Genomic DNA, 21,278 nt, shown 5'->3' on the forward strand with positions numbered 1-21,278 from the left:
CTGGTGACCTCAGGGGGCGAGTGGGAGCGTGTGACGCCTCGACAGCCGTTGCTCCGGGGGAGTTCACGCGATGCGGACACGGCGAGGCGGTGACCGCGCGCACCGACCCCGGTGTCGCGAGCCCGCCGGGAAGAGCCCCGGAAGAGCGGCTCGCTCGGCGCCTCGGTCGGGGAGGACCGGAAGCGGAGGGACGACGACCGCAAGAAGCGGTTCGGCCGGCTGGACCAGCCGGGGAACGCCCGGGTCCGGACCGTCCCTCGGCGTGGCCTGTTTCCACCAGACTCGAAACACTCTGTTACGCCTCGCGCACACGCCGTAGAAACAGGGCTGTCCTATGCCATTGGCCGTTTTCGGATCCAAGGAGTCCACCATGACCCGCTTGCGCACCACCACCATGGCCCTCGCCGGCGCCGCCGCGATGTTCGCCCTCAGCGCCGCGCCCGCCCAGGCGGCCCCCGGTGACGTGACGACCACGTGCGCGAGCACCGCCACCCCGGAGGGCTACGTGGACGTCAGCTGGGGTTACAGCGCCAGCTGCGGCAACCAGAACCTCAACCCCAACATCAAGCAGATCAAGCAGCTCACCGGCCTGCCCATAGGCACCGTCGTCCAGGCCTGCGGGTCCGCGTACTACCCCGCCGGCTGGACCGCGACCAGCTCCTACTACAGCAGCTCCTGCGTCGCGTGGCCGAACTCCGGCTTCAACAACAACGCGTGGACCCTCAAGCGCGTCTCCTGATCGCACCGTGCCGGGGCCCGCCTCCACACGGCGGGCCCCGGCACGGGTACGGGCGGCTTCGGCAGACGGTTCAGCAGGCGCCGAGGTCCTGCCACACCCCCCACTCGCCCGTCGTGCCGGGCTCCTCGCCCAGGGTCCACCACTTGGCCTTCCAGGTGTGGCCCTTGTGCGAGACCTGCTGGCCGCCGGTGTACACCTGCGAGGAGGCCCACGGGGCCGCCGTGCACCGGGTGGCGCCGCCGGTGACGGTCAGGGAGAGGACCGCCGCGTGACCGGCGGAGGGGCTCGCCGCGTTGACGACGATCTGGTACGTGCCGGAGACCGTGGCCGCCGTGGTGTTCACGGTGAGGGTCGAGGAGCCCCCGGCCGTCACCGAGGTGGGGCTGAGCGTGGCGGTGACGCCGGCGGGCAGGCCGCCGACCGTGAGGTTCACCGTCTGCGCCGCGCCGGAGGTGACGGCGGTCTTCACCGTGGCGGAGGTGGACGCGCCCGCGGTGACGGTGGCGGCGGCCGGGGTCGTCGTCACCGAGAAGTCGTCGGCCGGGGCGGTCGTCCCGCTGGTGAAGGGGGCGAAGATGTGCGAGAAGTCCCAGGTGTTCTGCTGGATGCCCGAGCATCCGTCGGCCGCGGCGCCACCGGCACAGCTGCCGTTGTCGCGCTGGAGCGCCCAGAACGAGAGGGTGTTGACGCCCTTGGAGACCGCCCAGTCGTAGACCGTGCGGGCGTTGGCGAGGGTGAAGGTCTCGGCGGGCCCGAAGTCGTCGACGCCGATCATCTCGGTGATGCCGACCATGCCCCAGAGCTGCGCGGACGTCTTGGTGGGGTAGAGCCCGGCGAGCTGGTCGTAGAGGCCCTGGGCGGCGGTCTTGGTGTCCGCGGCCATGTCGTGGGCGGCGTTGTCGTAGTAGTCGAAGGTCATCAGGTTGACGACGTCGACCTTCGCGCCGTTGGCCACGGCGTTCTTGAGGACGGCGAGCCCGCTGGCGGCGAGTCCGCGGGTGGTCGTCGGCAGGGTGTACGAGATCTGGATCTGGCGGCCGTCGGCGGCGGCCCGGTCCTGGACGAGCTTGATGGCCTTGTTGCGGCGGTCGATGCCCGCGGCGTTGTCGAGGGAGTCGACCTCGATGTCCATGTCGAGCCGGGTGACGTCGTAGGTCGTGATGACCTTCTCGTACACGGCGGCGATCTGGTTGACGTCGGTGCAGCTGTCGGCGATCTCGGTGCCGGTGGTGTCGGCCGTGTAGCCGCCGAAGGAGGGGATGACGTCGCCGCCGCGGGACCGCATGGTCGCGATGTCGGCGCCGAAGGAGGACGGGGCGACCGGCAGGCCGGTGTCGCCGTTCCAGTACGCGGTGCAGGAGCCCTTGGTGGCGGTCTGGAGGAACGCCATCGTCAGGTGCTTGGCGCCCGACTGCGCGCTGAGGGCGGCCGGGCTCTCCCCGGTCCAGGACTCGAAGTACGGGGCGAAGACCCGGGCGGGGAGCGGGGTCGCGGCCTGGGCGGGGGCGGCGGCGACGGCCCCGAGCCCGAGGGCGGCCACGGCGGTCACGGCGGCGGTGAGGGCCGAGCGGAGCGAACGTACGCGTCGTCTCATGGCGATCCAATGACTGTGGGGGGTGCGGGAGGTGCGCCAACGTCGTTGTCGTGCACGGCTGTTGGGATACGAAGTAACCCCCGCCGCCCCGGCCGCGTCAATGGCCTGGACCAAACTTGGACTAGACCAATTGCGCGGTTCACTGCCTCTCGCGTCCGGCGAGTGCGGTCGGACGCTGGAGCGATGCGCGCGATGGCCCGGCTCGGCCCGACGAGCCACGCGCAGGCTCCTCCCGCCCCTCCCTAGCGACCCGACCGGGACCAGAAGCCCCCGCTCCCTCCCGGGCGGGGCTCCATGGACCAGGCCCCGTCCGCCTCGACGACGAGGAGACGCGGGCCCCGGGGGAGGTCGCCCTTCCCGCGGCCCCGGTCGCGCCGGCTGAACCGGTACTCCCAGTGGCCGCCCTTGCGGTGGGCCGCGACGCCGAAGTACCCCTTCTTGTCCTCGTCGCCCTCGAACCGGAACCTGACGCCGGTCTCGTCGCCGGTGTACGCCAGGACGTCCGGCCCGTACCCCTCCACCGGCCCGTCGAACGGACGCAGCGTCGACACCGGGCGGAGCCTGATCATCCACCGGCCGCGCGTGTCGACCCTCAGCCGCAGCGGCGACTGACCGTCGTGGTGCAGGACGCCCACCCCGCGCAGATCGTCCATGCGGCTCCGCATGACCTGCCGCCACCGGCGCTTGCGGACGGTCAGCGTGACGATGTCCAGGTGACCGGCGCCCTTCTTCACCACGTCGACGGCGATGAAGCCGCGCGGGAGGGTGAGACCGGTCTCGACGTCCTCCTTGCCGTCGCCCTGGTACTCGACGCACGTGAACTCCGGGCCGAATTCGGCGGGGAGGGCGTTGAGGCGGCCGAGGGGCGCGGCGACGGGAGCGCCGGAGTACGGGACGGGGACGTCGGCCTTGTCGACGGCAACGAGCGCGGGCGCGGGCGTCGGCGCGGGCACGGCGACGGGGGCCTCCGGTGCGGCCTCCGGTCCCTGCTCGTCCTCGTCGTCCGCCTCGTCCTCCGACGCCGAGAAGCCGAAGTCCGTCGCGAGGGCCGGCAGCCCCGAGTCGTACCCCTGCCCCACCGCCCGGAACTTCCACCCCCCGTTCCTGCGGTAGAACTCGCCCAGCAGGATCGCGGTCTCCGTCGTCGCGTCCTCCACCGCGTACAGCGCCAGCTGCTCGCCGGTGGTCGCACTCACCGCCCGTACGTACAGGTCCTCGACCTCCCCGAACGTCCCGCCGTCGCAGGACGCCGCGACCACGACCCGCTCCACGGAGTCCTCGATCCGGCCGGGGTCGATCTCCAGCCAGTCCGCGACGACCCCCTCCTCGCCCCGGGCCTCCCCCAGGAGCCGTACGGCGCTCCCGGCGTGCTCGGGCTGGTTGTAGAAGACCAGGTCGCCGCGGCCCCTGGCCTTGCCGTCCGCGTCGACGAGCAGCGCGGCCGCGTCGACCTTCGGCGCCTCCGGCCCGCCGGAGCGGCGGACGACGGCGACCCGCATCGGCTCGCCGCTGAGCGGAAGGTTTCCCCCCTTGATGATCTGCGTCATGCCCGCATCCTGGCAGCCCCGTTTCCCGGACGACCAGCTCCCGGCGCCCAGTTCGCACCACACCGTCTTGCCGTACGGGCCCTGGTCCACGCCCCACCGCGCCGCCACCGCGTCGAGCAGCGCCAGCCCGCGCCCCGACTCGGCGTCGTCCGCCGCGACCTGGAGTACGGGCCAGACGCGCGGGTCGGGGTCGGTGACCGCCACCCGCGTCCGCCCGCCCTGCGCGGCGGCGACCCGCACGGTCACCGGCGTCCCCTCCCCCACGTGCCGGATGACGTTCGTCAACAGCTCGCTCACGCACAGCCGTACGTCGTCCCTCTCCACCATCCGCCGCACCTCGGCCACCTCCTCGGGCAGCGCGAACAGCTCCACCGTGAGCGGGAGCATCAGCCGCCGGCCGCCTTCAGCAGCACCTCGGCGAGGTGGCGTGCGGTCGCCACGTTGCAGTCGCCGAGCGCGACGAGCGGAGGCCGGATGGAGGACCCCGCGAGCGTCACCACGTCCACCCCCAGGGAGGGCAGCGTGATGCCGTGAGCTGCGAGAGCGGTACGGAGCGCTTCGACGTCGGGCCTGATGTCGTCGTCCATGGGGGCGTCCACCTTTCGTTGCGTGCCGTGACGAACCCCTCACACGCTGCCGCCCCGCGTCCTACCGTGGGAAGCGTTTCCGCTCCACGGAGCAAGGTGCGAAAGGCGGTCGAGGGTGGCTGCGCGCAAGGACATCGACGGCTCGGCGAGCGTCCCGCAGTTCTACGGGAAGGAGCTCCGCTTCAAGAGGGAGGAGGCGGGGCTGACGCTGGAGGGGTTGGTGGAGGGCAGTTTCTACGGGGTGACGTATCTGAGCGAGATCGAGCGGGGCCAGCGCCGGATGCCGCTGGACCTGGCCCAGCACGTGGACCGTGTGCTGAGGACGGACGGGTTCTTCGCACGGGGCTGCGAGGACGTACGGAAGGCGAAGCAGGGTGCGCATGCGGCGTACTTCGCGCCGATCGCCGAGTCGGAGAAGCGCGCGCTGGCGATCGAGCGGTGGAGCAACGCGCTCATTCCCGGCCTGCTCCAGACCGCCACGTACGCGAGGGCGGTGATCCGTTCCACACACCCGAGGGACATCCCCGAGGAAGCCCAGGCGAAGATCGACGCTCGTCTGAAGCGTGCGGAGCTGTTCGAAACCCCGAAGAGTCCGGACTACTGGGTGATCATGCACGAGCCGCTGGTGCGCAACTTCACGATCACACCAGTGGAGATGGCCGAACAGCTGGACCACATCGCCGCCTTCGTACAACGGGGCTGTGCCACTTTGCAGATCCTGCCGTGGAACGCGCCTACGCAGCCGTTCATGGAGCTGTCGATGATGTTCATGGAGTTCGCGGACGAACCGCCGTTGATGTACACGGAGGGGCCGTACCACGGTCAGACGATCGACGATCCGTTCCTCGTGAAGCAGTACCGCAAGGCATACGATCGGCTGAGGGCCGCCGCCTTGCCGCCGGAGGCGTCCCTCGCCCTGATCGAAGAAGCGGCTGAGGACTACCGACATGGCCAACGCCCTTGATCTGACCGCCGCCGTGTGGCGTAAGAGCAGCTACAGCAACGGGGACGGCGGCGAGTGCGTCGAAGTGGCCGACAACACCCCCGGCCTCGTCCCCGTCCGCGACTCCAAGCGCCCCGACGGCCCCGTCCTCGTCGTCCCCGCCGCCGCGTGGGTGTCGTTCGTCGAGGCCGTCAAGGCGGGTTGAGGCCTAGCCCCGGCGGGCCGCGCGGACCTGGTCGTTGATCGCCCAGGCGTCGGCGACCGGGCCCAGGTGGGCGAGCTTGTCGGGGTTGATGACCGAGCGGATCATCTGGATGCGGCCGTCGACGATGTCGAGGCCCAGCGTGTGCAGGACCTTGCCGTCGCGGTCGCGGAAGACCGCGCCGGGCTGGCCGTTGACGTCGTGCGGCTCGAAGGTGATGGCGACCTGGGCCATGCGGGGGAAGACCACGGCGAGCAGCTTGGCCACGCTGTCCGCACCGACGATCGCGCGGGCGAGCTGCGGGGCCTTGCCGCCGCCGTCGCCGACCATCCGGACGTCGGCGGCGAGGACGCTCCGCAGGCCGTCGACGTCGCCGCCCTTCAGGGCGTCGAAGAAGCGGGCGGCCAGTTCCTGACGTTCGGCGCGGTCCGCCTCGAAGCGGGGCCGGCCGTCGTGCATGTGCCGGCGGGCCCGTACGAGGAGCTGGCGGCAGGCCGCCTCCGTACGGTCGACGGCGGAGGCGATCTCGTCGAAGCCGAAGCCGAAGACCTCGCGCAGCACGAACACGGAGCGTTCGAGGGGGCTGAGGCGTTCGAGGAGCAGCAGCGCGGCCATGGACACGGAGTCGGCGAGCTCGGCGGCGCGCTCGGGGTCCTCGTACGGATCGTCCAGGAGCGGTTCGGGGAACCACGGTCCGACGTACTCCTCGCGGCGGACGCGGGCGGAGCGGAGTACGTCGATGGCGATGCGGGTGACCGTGGCGGACAGGAACGCCTTGGGGGATTCGGGCACGGTCGAGGAGGCGTCGTACCGCAGCCAGGTCTCCTGGACGGCGTCCTCGGCCTCGCTGACGCTGCCGAGCATCCGGTAGGCGATCGAGAACAGCAGCGGTCGCAGTTCCTCGAACTCCTCGACCTTGCCCATGTCACTCCCCGTTCAGTGGAACTGTCCGACCTCGTAGCCACCGGCCGGCTGCCTGCTGATGACGTTCATGCGGGTGGCGGCGTTCATGAAGGAAACCAGAAGGACGAGGGCGGTGAGCTGCTCCTGGTCGAAGTGCTGGGCGGCCCGCTCCCAGACCTCGTCGCTGACGCCTTCGGCGCCGTCGGCGACGCGGGTTCCCTGCTCGGCGAGGGCGAGGGCCGCGCGTTCGGCCTCGGTGTAGACGGTGGCCTCGCGCCAGGTGGCGACGAGGGCGAGGCGGACGGGGCTCTCGCCCGCCGCGACGGCTTCCTTGGTGTGCATGTCGAGGCAGACGCCGCAGCCGTTGATCTGGCTGACGCGCAGGGAGACGAGCTCCTGGACGGCGGCCGGGAGGGTGGAGCCCTGGAGGATCTTGCCGGCGGCCATGAGGTGCTTGAGGGCCTTGCCGGCGGTGGGGTCGGCGAAGAAGTCCACTCGTGCGTCCATCGTCGTGTCTCCTCGGTTCGGGTCGGTGGGCTTACGTCCCCGAGACGAGACGGCGCGGCGCCCTGTGACACGAACTCCGGTGTGATCCACGCCACGGGAGTGGGAGGTCGCGGGCGGCGGCGCCGTGCGACCCTCGCCGTACTCGCCGTCGCCCCCGCACTCCGCATCGCGCCGGCCCTGCTGTGCCGTGAGCGCCTACGATCGGGCCATGACCTCTTCGGGCTCCTCCTCGCGCCTCTCGCTCTGGTCCCGGGACTCGTTCCTGTCCATCGGGTCCGTCGGTTCGACCCTCTCGATCGGCTCGGTCGGGTCGTTCCTCTCCGTCGGGTCGGTCGGCTCCGCCGCCTCGGCGCTGTCCGTCGGGTCCTGGGCGAGCGTCGGGTCCCTGCTGTCGGCACGGTCGTGCTGGTCGGTGCTCTCGTACCGCTCCGGCCGGGGCGTCATGGCGGCGGGCGCGGTCCTCGCGGTCGCGGGAGCCGTCGCGGTGACGACCGGGGCGCGCCGGGGCCGCTGACGCGAGCGGTGCGGAGGCCTCAGAGGGTCTCGGGGACGCCCGGGCGGAGCCATCGCAGCCGGCCCGCGAGGTCCGGGGCCGCGAAGGCCTCCGTGATGCGGGCCGGGTCCTCGGCCAGGTGGTCCCAGGAGTCGAAGTGGAGGGGGATCACCGTCCGCGCGCCGAGGGTCCGGGCGAGGGCGGCACCCTCCGCGGCGCTCATCGAGAAGGCCCGGTCGCCGGTGGACGGGAAGTGCGCGTCGCCGAGGTGGAGGAAGGCCGTGTCGATGCGGAACCGGGCGCCGATCTCCGTCAGGGCGTCGTGGCGGACGGTGTCGCCGGAGACGTAGAGCGTGCCGCCCCCGTACGCGACGACGAAGCCGGTGACGGGTCCCGTGACGTGTTCGGTGCCCTCCGGGCCGTGCCGGGCGGGGGTCGCCGTGACCGTGAGGGTCGTCGCCCCGACGGTGACCGTCCGGCTCTCCCAGGGGGCGAGGCCCTGCGCCCGGCCGCCGAGGCGTTCGGCGGCCGCCGGGGTGGTGAGGACCGCCCCCGCGCGGCCGAGGACCTCACGGCCGGTCGGGTCGAGGTTGTCGGCGTGCTGGTCGTGCGAGAGCAGGATCAGGTCGACGGGCGGGAGTTCGGCGGCGGTCAGGGCCGGGCCGACGGTGCGGTGGAGCGGGCGGGCGCCGGGGTGGTGGGCGGGGGCCGGGTCCAGGGCGGGGTCGGTGAGGACGGTGAGGTCGCCGACGCGGAGGAGGACGGTCGCCGTGCCGAGGTAGGTGGCGGTGACGGTCTCGGCGCGGGCGCTCACGCGGCGGCCCTCGCCGCGTCGGCCTTCGAGGCGTCGGCCTTCGAGGCGTCGATCTTGGCCTGGAGGGAGGTCAGGAGGCCCTGGAGGAGCTCGATGGCGACCTCGTCCGTGAGGTTGCCGTCGGCGTCGAAGCGCTCGTGGGAGCGGAAGACGTGCACCTCGGGCTTCACGACGACGTCGCTGTCCGTCCAGACGAAGACCTGACGGAGGGCCAGCTGCGCCCGGACGGTGCCGAAGTTGGTGGGCGCGGCGCCGAGGATCGCGACGGGCTTGCGGTGCAGCGGGAGGCCCTCGGTCCCGGTCCAGTCGGTGGACAGCCAGTCGAGCGCGTTCTTGAGGACACCGGGGACGGAGTAGTTGAACTCGGGGGTGGCGATGAGGAGGCCGTCCGCCTCCGCGACCCGGCGGCGGAGCTCTCCGACGACGGCCGGGCGCAGCTCGGGGGTGTCGAGGTCCAGGTCGTAGGGCGGGATCTCGCGCAGTTCCTCGTAGATCTCGATCTCCTGGCCCCCCGGGTTGAACTTCTGGGCGGCGCGGAGCAGTCGCGTGTTGTGCGAGGTGGCGCGGAGCGATCCGGAGATGGCGAGGATCGTGGACGCGGTCATGGGAGCCCCCTGGTCGGTCGGACGGGCCGGCGGGTGCCGGACTCGACGCCCATGAAACTAAACAGATCGGTTCAGTCTGTCAACAGAACAGTTCAGTCTTGACAGTGAACTGATCGGTGTAGTTCATTCGAAGGCATGAGCACACTCGCCACGGGGCGCACCGTCGCCCGCACGGCCCGCCCCTTCCACACCCACGAGGGCGCCGGATTCCCGGTGCGCCGCCCCTTCCCCACCGCGGAACTCCCCTTCGTCGACCCCTTCCTGATGATCGATCAGGTGGGTCCCGTCGACCTCGCGCCCGGCGAGGCGAAGGGCGCGCCCCCGCACCCGCACCGGGGCTTCGAGACGATCCAGTACGTCCTCGACGGCGACGTCGCGAACGCCGACTCGCGCGGCCACCGCGCCGTCGTCCGCGCGGGCGGCGTCCAGTGGCTCACCGCCGGCTCCGGGATCGTCCACGAGGCCCTGCCCACACCGGATTTCCTCGCCTCGGGCGGCCGGCAGCACATGCTCCAGATCTGGCTGAACCTCCCCGCCCGTCTCAAGGGCACCCCGCCGCGGAGCCAGAACGCCGAGGCCGCCGACCTGCCGGTGGCCGTGACCCCGGAGGGCGCCGAGATCACCGTCCTCGCCGGGACCGGCCACGGCGTGACCGGTCCCTTCGAGACCCGCACGCCGGTGCTCGTCGCCCACGGACGCCTCGCCCCCGGCACCCGCGCCGAGTTCACCGCCCCGGCCGACCACAACGCGATGGTGTACGTGATGCGGGGCGAGGCCGCGGTGGCCGGCGAGCGCCTCCCCGACGGCCACCTCGCGGTGCTCACCCGTGACGGCGAACGGTTCACGGTCGAGGCACCGGACGCGGCCGCCGAGGTCCTGGTCCTGACGGGCGAACCGATCGGCGAACCGGTCGCCCGGAGCGGGCCCTTCGTGATGAACACGGCCGCGGAGCTCCGCGAGGCGGAGCGCGACTTCAGGGAGGGCCTGATGGGCCGGATGCCGGTATGACGACGCTGTCGGCACCGTCGGCCCCGAGCCCGGCCGTCCGGGGGACCTCCCTCCGTACCGGCCTCCTGCTCGGCGCTCTCGCCGCCCCCGCCTCGATGGGGGTCTCCGGGCCCAGCCTGGCCCTCCCGGACGCCGCGCGCGCGTTGGCCGTCGGGCCCGGCGCCGCCGCCTGGCTCATGACCGCCTTCGGGCTCGGCATGGCGGTCGGCACCCCGCTCCTCTCGGCCACCGCCGGGCGGCGGCACGGTCCCGCCGGGATCATCAGGGCCGCCGCCGCCCTCGTGGTCCTCGGCGCGCTCCTCGTCCTCCTCGCGCCGGGCCTGCCCCTGGCGATCGCCGGGCGGACCCTGGAGGCGGCCGGGGCCGCGGGCCTGAACGTCGCCGCGTTCCAGCTCGCCGGCCGGGACCGCTCGGGCCGGACACCGGGCCTGGTCGCGATCGGCAGCGCGGTCGGCGGCACCGCCGGCCTGTTCGTGGGGGCGGCGGCGGCCGGGGCGCTCGGCTGGCGCGCGGCCCTGGTCCTCCCGCTGCTCGGCCTGCCGTTCCTGCGCCCGTCGCTCCGCCTCGCGGGCGGGCCCCCGGCATCGGCATCGGCATCGGCACCGGCACCGGCACCGGCACCGGGGGACGACACCCGCCGTACCCCCGGAAACAGAACCGGACTCCCCCTCGACATCCTCCGCGACCGCCGCTTCCTCACCGCCACCGGACTGATGCTGGCCCTCTCGACCGTCAACTTCGTCCTGCTGTACGCCGCTCCGCGCCGCGTCACCGCGCTCACCGGCTGGAGCGCGGTGGAGACGGGAGCCGCCTCGTCCGTCGCCGCGCTCGCCGGGGCGCTGCTGTCCTGGCAGCTGGTCCGCGCGGCCCCGCGGCTCGGCCCGGTCCGGCTGCGGGTGCTCCTCGCGCTCGGTTCGGCCGGGGCGCTCGCGCTCGCCGTGGCCGCGCCCTGGGCGGTGGCCGTCCTGATCGGCTCGGGGGCGAGCGCGCTCGTCACGGCCGGCGGCCAGGGGCTGCTCACGGGCGCCGCGACCGAGGGCCTGCCGCCCGCCCGGCACGGTCTCGCGATCGGCCTGTTCAACCTGGCGTTCCTGATCGGCGTCGCGGCGGGCCCCGCCCTGGCGGCCTTTGCAGACCAAACCGTTCAGTTCATATAGTGGAAGCTCCAGCCGCCACCACCGAAGGAACACCCATGGGAGCCGGAGCCGACGCACAGCACGACGACGCGATCGACGAGTACGGCATCCCGATCATCCCGGACCCGGCGGACGCGGCCTCGCGCAAGCGCCAGGCGATCATCGACGCGGCGCTCGCGGAGTTCCTCGCGGAGGGGTACTCGGCGGCCTCCATGGACGCGATCACCCGCGGCTCCGGCGTCTCGAAGGCGACGATCTACAAGCACTTCGGCAGCAAGGAGCGCCTGTTCCTCGCCGTCATCGGCGGCGTCCTGCCGAAGACGTACGCCGATCTGGAGCCCTCCAACTCCACCATCGCCGACGCCCCCGACCTGCGGGCCGCGCTCGTCCGGCTCACCGCCGACTGGACCCGGATCCTGCTGCGCCCCGACATCATGAAGCTGCGCCGCCTGGTCATCGGCGAGATCGACCGCTTCCCGCAGCTCGGCCAGCTCTGGTACCGGGTCAGCTACGACATGAACAACGGCCCGCTCGTCGAGGCCTTCACCGAGCTGAACGCGCGCGGCGTCCTCGACGCGCCCGACCCGGCGCTCGCCGTGCAGCAGCTGGTGGCGGCGACGGTGGGCGTGCCTCAGCTCGTCCGCACCTTCTCCCCCGACGCCGAGATCGACGACGCGGAGCTGACGCGGGTGATCAGCTCGGGAGTGGATCTCTTCCTGGCCCGGTACGCGCGCTCCTGAGCCGCCGCACCCCGCCGAGGACCAGCAGGACCACGGCCCACCCCCCGGTGGTGAGGAGCTGGGTACGGCTCGCGGCGTCCCCCAGCATGAACAGCAGCACGCCGCCGATCCCCGCGAGGGCGACGACGGCCCGCGCGGAGGGGCCGCGCAGCCGCAGGTGGGAAGCGGCGATCAGCGCCCAGACGAGCAGGATCGCGGCGCCGCTCGAGTGGAGCAGGAACGGGAAGACCGTACGCGGCCAGACCATGCTGAGCACGACGGAGACGAACCCGAACGCGGCGGAGGCGAGGACGGCGGCGTACGGCACGCCCGACCGCCCGAGCCGGCCGAGGAGGCGCGGCGCGTCGCCGCGCCCGACGAGGGCGTGCAGCATGCGGGAGGAGCCGTAGACGTTGGCGTTCATCGCGGACAGGAGCGCCACGAGGACGACGGCCTTCATCAGGTCGGCGGCGCCGGGCACGCCGATCCGGCCCATGACGGCGGCGTACGGACCGTCGGCCACGGCCGGGTCGTTCCACGGGACGAGGGTGACGACGACGGCCATCGAGCCGAGGTAGCAGACCGCGACCCGCCACATCACCGCCCGGACGCCGTCCCGCACGGCGCGGACCGGGTCCTCGCACTCGGCGGCCGCGATGGTCACGGTCTCCAGGCCGCCGAAGGCGAAGACGGCGGCGACGACGCCGACGGCGACGCCGTGCCAGCCGTGCGGCAGGAAGCCGCCGTCGTGGAGGAGGTGCCCGGTCCCGGGCGAGGGCGCCCCGGGCATCAGCCCGCCGGCCACGAGGACGCCGAGCAGCAGGAATCCGCCGATGGCGGCGATCTTCAGGCCGGCGAACCAGAACTCCAGCTCGCCGAAGTTCCGCACGTCCGTGAGGTTGCTCGCGGTGAAGACGCCCATGAAGACGGCGACCCACGCCCAGCCGGGCACGGCGGGCACCCAGCCGCCGACGATGTGCGCCGCCGCGACGGCCTCGGCGGCGACGCTCACGACGAGCAGCGCCCAGTACATCCACCCGGCCAGCAGCCCGGCCCACGGCCCGAAGGCCGTCCGCGCGTGCTCGGCGAAGGAGCCGCTCACCGGGCGGTCCGCGGACATCTCCCCGAGCATCCGCATCACGAGCACCGTCAGCACCCCGGCGAGGACGTACGAGACGAGGATCCCGGGCCCGGCGGCCGCGATCCCGACCCCCGACCCGACGAACAGCCCGGCCCCGATGGCCCCGCCCAACGCGATCATGGCCAGATGCCGCCGCCGCAGCCCCGCCCCGAGCACCCGCCCCGTCACGCTTCCCCCCGAACTCCGTACGACCGGTCCAGGAGCCTGACGCCTGGACCCGGCGGACGGCAACCGGATCCCGTGGGCTGAGACGTCCCGGGAGACGGGAGGGGAGACCGCGGGACGACGGGGAGCGCCCCGGCGTCACCCCTGTACGACGAGGCGCACCGCGAGGACGACGATCAGCGTGCTCGACGCGAGGGCCGTGGCCAGTCGGCCGTGAGCGCTCGTCAGGGCGCGGCCGAGGAGCGAGCCGCCGAGGGCGAGGAGGAGCTGCCAGCTCGCCGAGGCGGCGAGGGCGCCGAGGACGAAGGCGGCGCGGTCCGCGGGGGTGGAGGGGGCGGAGGAGTCCGTGGCGAGGACGAGGGCGGCGAAGTAGATCACCGTCATGGGGTTGAGGATCGTGATCCCCAGGAAGGCGAGATACGCGCGGGCGGGCGTGAGGACGGTCCCGTCGTCACGGGAGGCGGGCCCGCCCCTGCGGCGGTGCGCGGCGAGGGCCGCCCATCCGGCCCGTACGGCGAGCACCGTCAGCACGACGGCGGACGCCCACCGCAGCGGGGTCGTCACCGGGGCGAGCACGGGGACGAGGGCGGAGCCGCCGGCCACGGCGAGCAGGGCGTAGGCCCCGTCGGCCGTGGCGACGCCGAGGGCCGCGCCGGCGCCCGTGCGCCAGCCGGTGCGGGCGGTGACGGCCACGAGGTGGGCGCCGACCGCGCCGACCGGGATCGCGATGCCGTAGCCGGCGAGCACGCCGGCCACCACCGCGGCCGTCACGCGGCGGCGGGGATCGCGCCTCCGGGGGTGCCGGGCTGCTGCTGTCGGCGGTAGTCCGCGCCGTCCTTCGTGCGGGAGAGGAGACCGGCGATCACGAGGTGGCGGCGCAGCGCCGGGAAGTCCTCGTGCACGGCGCGCAGGGCGTCGTTGACCTCGGCCTCGCGGTAGGTCCGGTCCGCCTCGAAGAGGGTCGCGGCGAGGTGCGCGAGCAGCGCCTCGCGGCGGGCGGGCTTGCGCGGGATCGCCTTGAGGCGCCCGTCGGCGGAGAACAGGTCCGCGACGGGGCGGGAGGGATGACTGGTCATGCCCGAGAGGGTGACCCTCCGCTCCCCCGCCCCGCAAAGGGTTTTCCCGCGCCCGCTCCGGCTCGGGCCGCACGACGACGGGACCCGGACGGGCGAGGCGGGGAGGACCGCGGGTCAGACGAGGCCGTTCCAGCCCCAGCGCGGGGTGGGGCCGGGGGTGCCGAGGTCGGTGTCCGGGGCCGAGGCCGAGACGTCCTCGGCGATCCGTGTGCCCCAGTCGAAGTACTCCACCACCCGGCGGCGCAGCAGGGCGTCGTCCGGCAGCTCCTTCTCCACGGCCGCCGTCATCAACTCCATCCAGCGCAGCCGCTGTTCCTCCGTGATGCCGAGTCCGAGGTGGGCGCGGAGGAGTGCCTGGTGCCCGCCGAGCTCCGCCGTGAAATCGGCCGGTCCCGAGAAGACCTCCGCCAGCCATACGGCCACGTGTTCCACGTGGGTGGCGGTGAAGTCGGCGAAGACGGGGGCGAGGAGGGGGTCGGCCAGGACCGCCTCGTAGAACGTCTCGGAGAGCCGGCGCAGCGCGTCGGCGCCGCCCACGGCCTCGTACAGGGTGTTCGTGTGCTCAGCGCTCATGGAGGGCCTCCGGGATCCGGGATGCGTCCTCCCAGCCTCCCCTCGACGGGGCCGGAATCCAAGGATGTTCGCTCTCGGGCGCATGCGACGCGCACGAGGGGCTCCGACCGTGTGTGCCGGAGCGCGAAGCCCGTCGCCGGCCACCCCGGAGGGTGACGGTGACGGGCGGCGGAGGATCGCACCGGGGGTCAGAGGCTGCGGGCCGTGATGTCGCCGTAGGCCGTGGTGGCCCGGATGTTCAGGACGGGAGCGCCGTCGTTGCGGAGGGAGTCGACGACGCGGCCGTAGGCGGTGCCCGCGTCCAGGGAGGCGGAGACGCCGGTGGCGGCGCCGACGGTGATGTCGCCCTTCTGGGTGGTCAGGGTGACCGTGCCGTTGTTCGCCTCGGCGATGCGGATGTCGCCCCGGGCGGTGCTGATCTCGGCGGGGCCGGTCAGCCGGCCGACCTCGACGTCGCCGTCGGCGGCGGTGAGCCGCAGGCTCGCGGCCTCGTCGATCTTGATCTGGCCGTGCGCGCCCTCGAAGACGACGTCGCCGAGCCGTCCGACGCCGCGCAGCTCGGCGGCGGCGGCCCCGGCCCGGACGCGGGAGCCCGCGGGCAGCTGGAGCGTGACCTCGATGGAGCCGGTGGCGCCCGGGAGGCCGTTCTTCGACCGGGGGACCTCGATGCGCAGGGTCCCGTCGGCGTAGGTGACCTCGGTGCGCTCGGCCGTCTTCACGTCGCGGCTCTTGGAGGGGTCGGCGGGCAGGACCTCGACGGTGGCGTCGGTCCGGTCGGCGGCGATGAGCCGGATCCGGCCGGCGGGGACGGCGAGGACGGCGGCGATCGGGGCGGTGGTGTCGAACTTCTGCACGGTGCTGCTCCTTCTTCGTGGCGGACGCCGGTGCGCCGCGCTGTTTCCGATGAAGGAAAAGCTACGTTGCGTTCATGAAGTCGGCAAGTACTTCGTTGCGCAAGAACACTGTTATTGCTGGTCAGTTGCTTGATTTCATTGCAATGGTCTCACGCCTAACGCAACGAGACCTCTTCGGTTCGTTGCAATGGAATGGGCATGAACGCTATGCTGGCGGCCCCACGGACGACGAAGGAGACCGCGATGCCGGGAGGCAGACTCACCCAGCCCGAACGACAGCAGATCGCGCTGGGACTCGCCGACGGCCTCGCGTACGCGGAGATCGCCCGGCGCCTCGACCGCCCGACCTCGACCGTCACCCGCGAGGTCATGCGCAACGGCGGGCCCACCGGCTACCGCGCCGACCTCGCCCACCGCGCCACCGAGCAGCGCGCCCACCGCCGCAGGCCGGCCCCGCCCCGGGGGACGGCGGCCTCCCCGCAGGAACACGGGCGCGACGCCGAGGCCGTGCTCGCCTACGAGGAGACGTTCACGACCGTCATGATGGGCTCGGGCATGCCCAGGATGATGGCCCGCGTCATGGCGAGCCTGACGCTCGCCGACACGGGCAGCCTCACCGCGGCCGAACTCGCCGAGCGCCTCCGGGTCAGCCCCGCGTCCATCTCCAAGGCGGTCGCGTTCCTCGACGAGCAGGGCCTCGTCCGGCGGGAGCGCGACGACCGCCGCCGCGAGCGCTACATCGTCGACGACGACGTCTGGTACCAGGCGATGATGGCCTCCGCCCGGTCCATCGCGCAGATCGTCGACACCGCGCGGCAGGGCGTCACCGTCCTCGGCTCCGGCACTCCCGCCGGCCACCGCATGGAGAACGTCGCCCGCTTCCTCGACTACGTCTCCGAGAGCACGGCCCGGGCCGCCGAACAGGGCCGGGCCGTCCTCCACTCGAAGCCCCCGTCTCCGGACGAGGCCCCTACAGCCCCAGGCGGTAGCGGATCTTCTTGACGAGCTCCGCCAGGTCCGGCTGCCGGAGCAGGCTGTAGTGGTCCGCGTCCAGCTCCACGACCGTCGGCGGACGCGCCGACCAGCCCGTGGCGCCCTCCAGGAACGAGTAGTCGTCGCCCTCGGCCTTGAAGAGCGTCACCGGGCATCTCACCTGCCGCTCCGTCAGCTCCCGGAAGGTGTACGTGAACTCGAAGGTCTCCTCGACGATCGCGACGATCCGGTCGATCAGCTCCGGGTCCAGGGCCGGGAAGTCCTCCGCGACGCGCGCCACGAAGCTCCGCCGGTCGCCGGCCCGCACGCCCGTGTCGATCACGCCCGCGAAGACCGAGTACAGGATCGTCACGAACGCCGGGTTGTCGTACGTCGCCCCGCCCGTCTCCGAGGAGCGGACCTTCGGGGAGCCCGGGGCGATCAGGAAGAGGTGCTCCACCTGCTCCCCCGCCGCCTCCAGCAGGTGCGCCGACTCGAAGGCCACGCGGGCGCCGAAGGAGTAGCCCCAGAGGGTGTACGGGCCGGTGGGCTGGCGGCGGCGGATCGCGGCCACGTCGGCGGCGGCCATCTCACGGATCGTGGCGTACGGCTCCTCGCCCCGGTTGACGCCGTGCGCCTGCACCCCGTAGAAGGGCCGGTCGACGCCGACCTCCTCGGCCAGGTGCCGCAGGTTCATCGTGTAGCCGCCGAGCCCCGGCCAGCAGTACACGGGCGACTGCGCGCCGGCCGCGTGGAGCCGCACGAGACGGGAGGCGGGGGTGGCGGCGGCGCCGTCCAGCCGGTGCGCGAGCTTCTCGATCGTCGGGTGCTCGAAGAGGATCTGCAGCGGGAGGCCCGCGCCGAACTCGCGGTTGATCCGCGTCACCAGCGCGACCGCGATCAGCGAGTTCCCGCCGGACTCGAAGAAGTCGTCCAGGACCGAGACCGCCCCGACGTCCTCGTACCTCAGGGCCGCCGCCCAGATCTCCGCGAGCCTGCCCTCCGTCCGCGTACGGGGCGGGACGTGCGGGCGGCCGTGCAGGCCCGCGTTGACCACGGCGAGCTCGGCGAGCGCCTTCGTGTCCACCTTGCCGTTCGCCGACAGGGGCAGCCGGTCCAGGACCACGACCCGGTTCGGGATCATGTAGTCCGGCAGGTGGTGCGCGAGGTCGTCGCGGATCATCTCCGCCGGGCCCTTCATGTGGACCGTGTCCTCGTACATCCCCTCGCTCAGCCGCTGCTCCTCGCTGACCCGGCCGCCGACGAAGAAGTACGAGGGACCGGTCGCCCGTCCCGCCGCCGTCAGGACCTCGTCCATGCGGCGGGCCGCCGGCAGCGGGTGGCCGGACTCGGAGCTGTAGCCGGAGGACATGAACCCGAGCCCGTGGCCGCCGTGCTGGAGGCGCTGGAGCACCCTGCCGAGGTCGACGTACGCCCGGCCCCTCTCGGCCGTGCGGCTGACCACGGTGACGCCGAGCGAGGCCCGCTCGTACACCGCCTGGTTGATCGCGATGACGTGCTTCTTCTCGACGAGGGAGGCCGAGACCGGGACCAGCGCACCGTCCTCGTAGGCGTACTGGGCCTCCGGGAGGTCCGGGATCCGGGTGCCGTGCGCCTGGACGTAGACGTCCACCTCCGGGTCCGTCCTCGCCCCCTCGTCGTACGGGACGACCTCCCAGCACCCGTCCCCGCACGCCCTGACGTCCAGGCCGTACCCCGGCAGGACCTCCTCGAAGAGGCCCACCATGTGGCCGGTCTCGATCTCCAGGACCTCCTGGATGTTGTTCCGGTAGACCGGTTCGATCGCGGACCGCTCGCCCCGGAAGGAGAACCGCAGGGACGGTTCGCCTCCGGCGGGGAGCGGCTCCGTCAGGTACAGGCGGTGGCGGACCGGGTGGTAGTAGTACGTGCCCGGGTCAAGGCCCGCGATCCCGCGCGCCTCCACGTACAGCTGCGTCGCGTACAGCGCGCCCGGCGAGGCGTAGCCGTACTTCGGGAGGAGCCGCTCCTCGCTCGTGAACCGGCCGAACCAGCGCAGCAGTTCCCCGAGGTCGGCCGCCGTCAGGCCGCCGACCGGCCGCGAGCCGACGCCCTCCGGGCGACGGGCCAGGGCCGCGAGGACGTCGGCGCGGCTCACCTCGCCGCCCTCGTAGAAGCGGTACGTCTTGCGGGCGAAGACCGTGCGCCGCATCCGCTCCGACGGCGTGCCGCCCGGCAGCTGGACCACCGGGCAGCCCGCGAGCTCGGCGTCCGCACGGGTGCCCGCGTCGGAGAGCTGGGCCTTGACCTGGAGCTTCGACTCCTTGGACTGGTGGTGGGCGCCGTGGTCGCCCTGGTCCATCAGGGCCGCCTCCTTCGGCGACAGCTCCACGCAGGCGACGAGGTTCTGGAAGCCGGTGCGGGGCTCGTCCTTCACGATGACCGCCGCGTTCCTGACCCAGTCGTGGTCCTCGATGGCCAGCGCGATCTCGTCCAGCTCGACGCGGAAGCCGCGCAGCTTGACCTGGTTGTCCGCCCGGCCCGCGAACTGGACCGTGCCGTCCTCGTTCCAGTGCGCCAGGTCGCCGGTCCGGTAGAGGCGCTCGCCGGATCCGGTGGTGACGAAGCGTTCCGCCGTCAGCTCGGGCCGGTCCAGATACCCCCGCGCCACCTGGACCCCGCCGATGCACAGCTCCCCGTCACGTATGTGGAACGTCGTCCCGTGAGCCGGTCTGCCGATCGGTATCGCCGCCGGGGCGTCCGCGAGCGTCGCCCGGTCCACCGTGTGCGAGGAGGCGTTGATCGTGCACTCGGTGGGGCCGTAGAGGTTGACCAGCTCCGTCGCCGGCAGCTCGGCGAGGAGCTGCGCGGCGAGGTTCCTGGAGAGGATCTCGCCGCCCGAGCAGACCCGCCGGAGGCTGGTGCAGGTGCCCAGCCGCTCGGTGTCCACGAGGGCCTGGAGGAGCGTGGGCACGCCCTGGAGCACGGTCGCCCCCGACGCCCGGACCGCGTCGACCAGCCCCTCCGGGTCCCGGTACACCCCCGGCGGGCCGACCGCGACCCGGGCCCCCACCGCCGGGGCGAGGATCTCCCACTGCGCGGCGTCGAAACTCATCGGCGTCTTCTGGAGGACGACGGCGTCCGGGCCGAGGTGGTGCTCCGTCGCCATCCAGCGCATCTGCGAGACGATCGAGCGGTGCTCGACCATGACGCCCTTGGGCCGGCCGGTGGAGCCGGAGGTGTAGATGACGTAGGCGAGGTCGTGCGGGGCGACGGGGAGCGAGGGGGCGGCAGGCGCGGTCGGGACGGTCGGGGTGTCCCCGATGACGACGACCGCCGTCCCCGGCGGAGCCAGCTCCACGACCCGGTCCCGGAAACGGTCCTGGGTGAGGACGATGCGGGCCCCGCTGTCCTCGATCATGTAACGGACGCGCTCCTCGGGGTACTCCGGGGAGAGCGGCACGTACGCGGCGCCGGACAGGACCACGCCCCAGACGCCCGTCATCAGGTCGAGCGACGGCTCGACGAACACGCCGACGCGGGCGTCCGCGGTGACGCCCAGCGTACGGAGGTGGGCGGCGAGGGCCGCGGCGGTGTCGTACAGCTCTTGGAACGTGAGCGCGTTCTCGCCGGAGGTCACGGCGGGGGTGTGGGGCCGCGTGGCGGCGGCGGCACGGAGAAGCCGGTCGAGCGTGGACATCCTGTTCCCTTCGTCAACGAACCCCACGCCCCCTGTTGGCCCACGCGGACCGCGCCCACCCCGTTGCGGGCCGCGCCCGCCGGGGCGGTGCCCACCCCCGTTGTGGGCAGGCGTTCCGCAAGGGGCGGAACGGGTGGGCACAACGGACGGCGCCCTTGCCGGCGCCAGAGGCTCAAGCGCCTGAACCCGCACCCCGTGCACGGCGCACCAATGGTGCGGGTCCAGGCGCGGAACGCGGAGGCGCCGCGAAGGGCGCCGTCCCGTGTGCCCACCCGTCCCGCCCCAGCGGGACGATTGCCCACACGGGGGGCGCGGCGGCACCGCCCAGCAGGGTGCGGGTCCCTCACAGGGGCGGAGGTCAGCGGTAGATGAGGAGTTCTTGTTCTGTCGCGCCCGTCAGGGCGTACCGCGTGCGGACCAGCGGCCGCCCCGCGTAGATGCGGATGAGCGTCGCCGCGTCCCCCCGGAACCGCGCCGCCGGCCGCCCCTCGACCTCGTTGCCGAGGGACACCGGGCCGTCGTCCCGGCCCGCCAGTTCGCCGATCAGACGCGGCGTCTCCCGGCGGCGGCTCGTCACCGCGAGCAGCGGGAGGGCGAGGTCGAGCGCCGCGCCGCAGTACGCGCCGGGCGCGCCGAAGGCCTCCCGTACGTCTCCGGCGTGGATCCACTCGCCGAGGGCGACCGCGTCGAGCCGGCCGTCCTCGCGCTCCGCGATGACGGGGCCCGCCTCGGTCAGGCCGCGTTCGAGTTCGTCGAGGACGCGGCCGACGGGCCAGTCCTCGCGTTCGGCGACGTCGCAGGCGTTGGCCTCCGGCAGGAAGACGCCTTCTTCGAGGCGGCCCTCGACGATCCGGACGAGCGCCGCCCCGCAGTGGGCGAGGACCTGGCGGGCGGTCCAGCCGGGGCATGCGGTGCGGAGCTCGTACGCCTCCTCGGGCGTGCGCCGGAGGAGCGGCATCAGCAGGTCCCGTTCGGTGCGGAGGAGCCGGTCCGGGAGCCAGGGGTCACGTTCGGTACACAT

22 protein-coding genes are annotated in these 21,278 nt (G+C 73.1%); 8 read left to right on the forward strand and 14 right to left on the reverse strand.

Annotation, left to right across the window (positions count from 1 at the left end):
• Positions 1 to 370 precede the first annotated feature (370 nt).
• Complete coding sequence (locus ACFYUZ_RS10035) at positions 371 to 739, forward strand: hypothetical protein (protein ID WP_389307411.1); 369 nt, start codon at positions 371 to 373, stop codon at positions 737 to 739.
• 70 nt (positions 740 to 809) lie between these two features.
• Here the strand turns inward: ACFYUZ_RS10035 and ACFYUZ_RS10040 are convergent, their stop codons facing one another.
• From ACFYUZ_RS10040 to ACFYUZ_RS10050, 3 genes are all read right to left on the reverse strand, one after another.
• Positions 810 to 2,333 (reverse strand): glycosyl hydrolase family 18 protein, encoded by a 1,524-nt coding sequence (locus ACFYUZ_RS10040; protein ID WP_389307412.1) that lies wholly within the window; start codon positions 2,331 to 2,333, stop codon positions 810 to 812.
• A gap of 242 nt (positions 2,334 to 2,575) precedes the next feature.
• The gene (locus ACFYUZ_RS10045; protein WP_389307414.1) at positions 2,576 to 4,267 is read right to left on the reverse strand and encodes a TerD family protein; all 1,692 of its coding nucleotides are present in this window, start codon (positions 4,265 to 4,267) and stop codon (positions 2,576 to 2,578) included.
• Positions 4,267 to 4,467, reverse strand: coding sequence for a hypothetical protein (locus tag ACFYUZ_RS10050; protein ID WP_389307415.1), 201 nt, complete (start codon positions 4,465 to 4,467; stop codon positions 4,267 to 4,269). The genes ACFYUZ_RS10045 and ACFYUZ_RS10050 overlap by 1 nt, the downstream gene beginning before the upstream one ends.
• A 115-nt stretch (positions 4,468 to 4,582) precedes the next feature.
• Between ACFYUZ_RS10050 and ACFYUZ_RS10055 the strand changes: the two genes are divergently transcribed.
• Entirely contained in the window at positions 4,583 to 5,431 is an 849-nt protein-coding gene (locus ACFYUZ_RS10055; protein ID WP_389307417.1) for a helix-turn-helix domain-containing protein, read from the forward strand.
• Positions 5,415 to 5,615, forward strand: a complete 201-nt coding sequence (locus tag ACFYUZ_RS10060; RefSeq protein ID WP_389307418.1) for a DUF397 domain-containing protein — start codon at positions 5,415 to 5,417, stop codon at positions 5,613 to 5,615. The genes ACFYUZ_RS10055 and ACFYUZ_RS10060 overlap by 17 nt, the downstream gene beginning before the upstream one ends.
• A gap of 3 nt (positions 5,616 to 5,618) precedes the next feature.
• Here the strand turns inward: ACFYUZ_RS10060 and ACFYUZ_RS10065 are convergent, their stop codons facing one another.
• Both ACFYUZ_RS10065 and ACFYUZ_RS10070 read right to left on the reverse strand, forming a co-directional pair.
• Positions 5,619 to 6,536 carry an RNA polymerase sigma-70 factor gene (locus ACFYUZ_RS10065; RefSeq protein WP_389307420.1) on the reverse strand — a complete coding sequence of 306 codons (918 nt, stop codon included), beginning with the start codon at positions 6,534 to 6,536 and terminating at the stop codon, positions 5,619 to 5,621.
• Between the two features lie 12 nt (positions 6,537 to 6,548).
• Positions 6,549 to 7,022 (reverse strand): carboxymuconolactone decarboxylase family protein, encoded by a 474-nt coding sequence (locus tag ACFYUZ_RS10070; RefSeq protein WP_389307422.1) that lies wholly within the window; start codon positions 7,020 to 7,022, stop codon positions 6,549 to 6,551.
• Positions 7,023 to 7,230: 208 nt separating this feature from the next.
• Between ACFYUZ_RS10070 and ACFYUZ_RS10075 the strand changes: the two genes are divergently transcribed.
• On the forward strand, positions 7,231 to 7,536 hold the full coding sequence (locus ACFYUZ_RS10075) for a hypothetical protein (RefSeq protein WP_389307423.1): 306 nt from the start codon (positions 7,231 to 7,233) through the stop codon (positions 7,534 to 7,536).
• Between the two features lie 19 nt (positions 7,537 to 7,555).
• Here ACFYUZ_RS10075 and ACFYUZ_RS10080 read toward each other — a convergent pair whose 3' ends face one another.
• Both ACFYUZ_RS10080 and ACFYUZ_RS10085 read right to left on the reverse strand, forming a co-directional pair.
• Positions 7,556 to 8,329 (reverse strand): MBL fold metallo-hydrolase, encoded by a 774-nt coding sequence (locus ACFYUZ_RS10080; protein ID WP_389307424.1) that lies wholly within the window; start codon positions 8,327 to 8,329, stop codon positions 7,556 to 7,558.
• Positions 8,326 to 8,934 (reverse strand): NADPH-dependent FMN reductase, encoded by a 609-nt coding sequence (locus ACFYUZ_RS10085; protein ID WP_389307426.1) that lies wholly within the window; start codon positions 8,932 to 8,934, stop codon positions 8,326 to 8,328. Before ACFYUZ_RS10085 ends, ACFYUZ_RS10080 begins: the two co-directional genes overlap by 4 nt.
• A 135-nt stretch (positions 8,935 to 9,069) precedes the next feature.
• On the opposite strand from ACFYUZ_RS10085, the gene ACFYUZ_RS10090 reads away from it, so the two are divergent.
• Genes ACFYUZ_RS10090 through ACFYUZ_RS10100 form a run of 3 tightly spaced genes read left to right on the forward strand, consistent with a single transcriptional unit; the run spans position 9,070 to position 11,818 of the window.
• Complete coding sequence (locus tag ACFYUZ_RS10090) at positions 9,070 to 9,942, forward strand: pirin family protein (protein WP_389307427.1); 873 nt, start codon at positions 9,070 to 9,072, stop codon at positions 9,940 to 9,942.
• Positions 9,939 to 11,099 (forward strand): MFS transporter, encoded by a 1,161-nt coding sequence (locus tag ACFYUZ_RS10095; RefSeq protein ID WP_389307429.1) that lies wholly within the window; start codon positions 9,939 to 9,941, stop codon positions 11,097 to 11,099. Before ACFYUZ_RS10090 ends, ACFYUZ_RS10095 begins: the two co-directional genes overlap by 4 nt.
• A gap of 35 nt (positions 11,100 to 11,134) precedes the next feature.
• The gene (locus tag ACFYUZ_RS10100; RefSeq protein WP_389307430.1) at positions 11,135 to 11,818 is read left to right on the forward strand and encodes a TetR/AcrR family transcriptional regulator; all 684 of its coding nucleotides are present in this window, start codon (positions 11,135 to 11,137) and stop codon (positions 11,816 to 11,818) included.
• Here ACFYUZ_RS10100 and ACFYUZ_RS10105 read toward each other — a convergent pair.
• The 5 genes from ACFYUZ_RS10105 to ACFYUZ_RS10125 form a co-directional block, all read right to left on the reverse strand.
• Positions 11,772 to 13,106 carry an amino acid permease gene (locus ACFYUZ_RS10105; protein ID WP_389307431.1) on the reverse strand — a complete coding sequence of 445 codons (1,335 nt, stop codon included), beginning with the start codon at positions 13,104 to 13,106 and terminating at the stop codon, positions 11,772 to 11,774. The genes ACFYUZ_RS10100 and ACFYUZ_RS10105 overlap by 47 nt on opposite strands.
• 135 nt (positions 13,107 to 13,241) lie before the next feature.
• Complete coding sequence (locus ACFYUZ_RS10110) at positions 13,242 to 13,874, reverse strand: LysE/ArgO family amino acid transporter (protein WP_389307432.1); 633 nt, start codon at positions 13,872 to 13,874, stop codon at positions 13,242 to 13,244.
• The gene (locus ACFYUZ_RS10115; RefSeq protein WP_389307434.1) at positions 13,871 to 14,179 is read right to left on the reverse strand and encodes a DUF2087 domain-containing protein; all 309 of its coding nucleotides are present in this window, start codon (positions 14,177 to 14,179) and stop codon (positions 13,871 to 13,873) included. The genes ACFYUZ_RS10110 and ACFYUZ_RS10115 overlap by 4 nt, the downstream gene beginning before the upstream one ends.
• Before the next feature lie 114 nt (positions 14,180 to 14,293).
• Positions 14,294 to 14,752: a group II truncated hemoglobin gene (locus ACFYUZ_RS10120; protein ID WP_389307435.1), complete on the reverse strand. Its 459-nt coding sequence runs from the start codon at positions 14,750 to 14,752 to the stop codon at positions 14,294 to 14,296.
• 188 nt (positions 14,753 to 14,940) lie between these two features.
• On the reverse strand, positions 14,941 to 15,606 hold the full coding sequence (locus tag ACFYUZ_RS10125; protein ID WP_389307436.1) for a DUF4097 family beta strand repeat-containing protein: 666 nt from the start codon (positions 15,604 to 15,606) through the stop codon (positions 14,941 to 14,943).
• 243 nt (positions 15,607 to 15,849) lie between these two features.
• Here ACFYUZ_RS10125 and ACFYUZ_RS10130 point away from each other — a divergent pair, with 243 nt between their 5' ends.
• Positions 15,850 to 16,608, forward strand: coding sequence for a helix-turn-helix domain-containing protein (locus ACFYUZ_RS10130; protein ID WP_389307767.1), 759 nt, complete (start codon positions 15,850 to 15,852; stop codon positions 16,606 to 16,608).
• Here the strand turns inward: ACFYUZ_RS10130 and ACFYUZ_RS10135 are convergent.
• Both ACFYUZ_RS10135 and ACFYUZ_RS10140 read right to left on the reverse strand, forming a co-directional pair.
• Positions 16,577 to 20,257: an amino acid adenylation domain-containing protein gene (locus ACFYUZ_RS10135; protein WP_389307438.1), complete on the reverse strand. Its 3,681-nt coding sequence runs from the start codon at positions 20,255 to 20,257 to the stop codon at positions 16,577 to 16,579. The genes ACFYUZ_RS10130 and ACFYUZ_RS10135 overlap by 32 nt on opposite strands.
• A gap of 358 nt (positions 20,258 to 20,615) precedes the next feature.
• The gene (locus ACFYUZ_RS10140) at positions 20,616 to 21,278 is read right to left on the reverse strand and encodes a maleylpyruvate isomerase family mycothiol-dependent enzyme (protein ID WP_389307439.1); all 663 of its coding nucleotides are present in this window, start codon (positions 21,276 to 21,278) and stop codon (positions 20,616 to 20,618) included.

This window comes from Streptomyces sp. NPDC004266 (genome assembly GCF_042874095.1).
GTDB lineage: Bacteria > Actinomycetota > Actinomycetes > Streptomycetales > Streptomycetaceae > Streptomyces.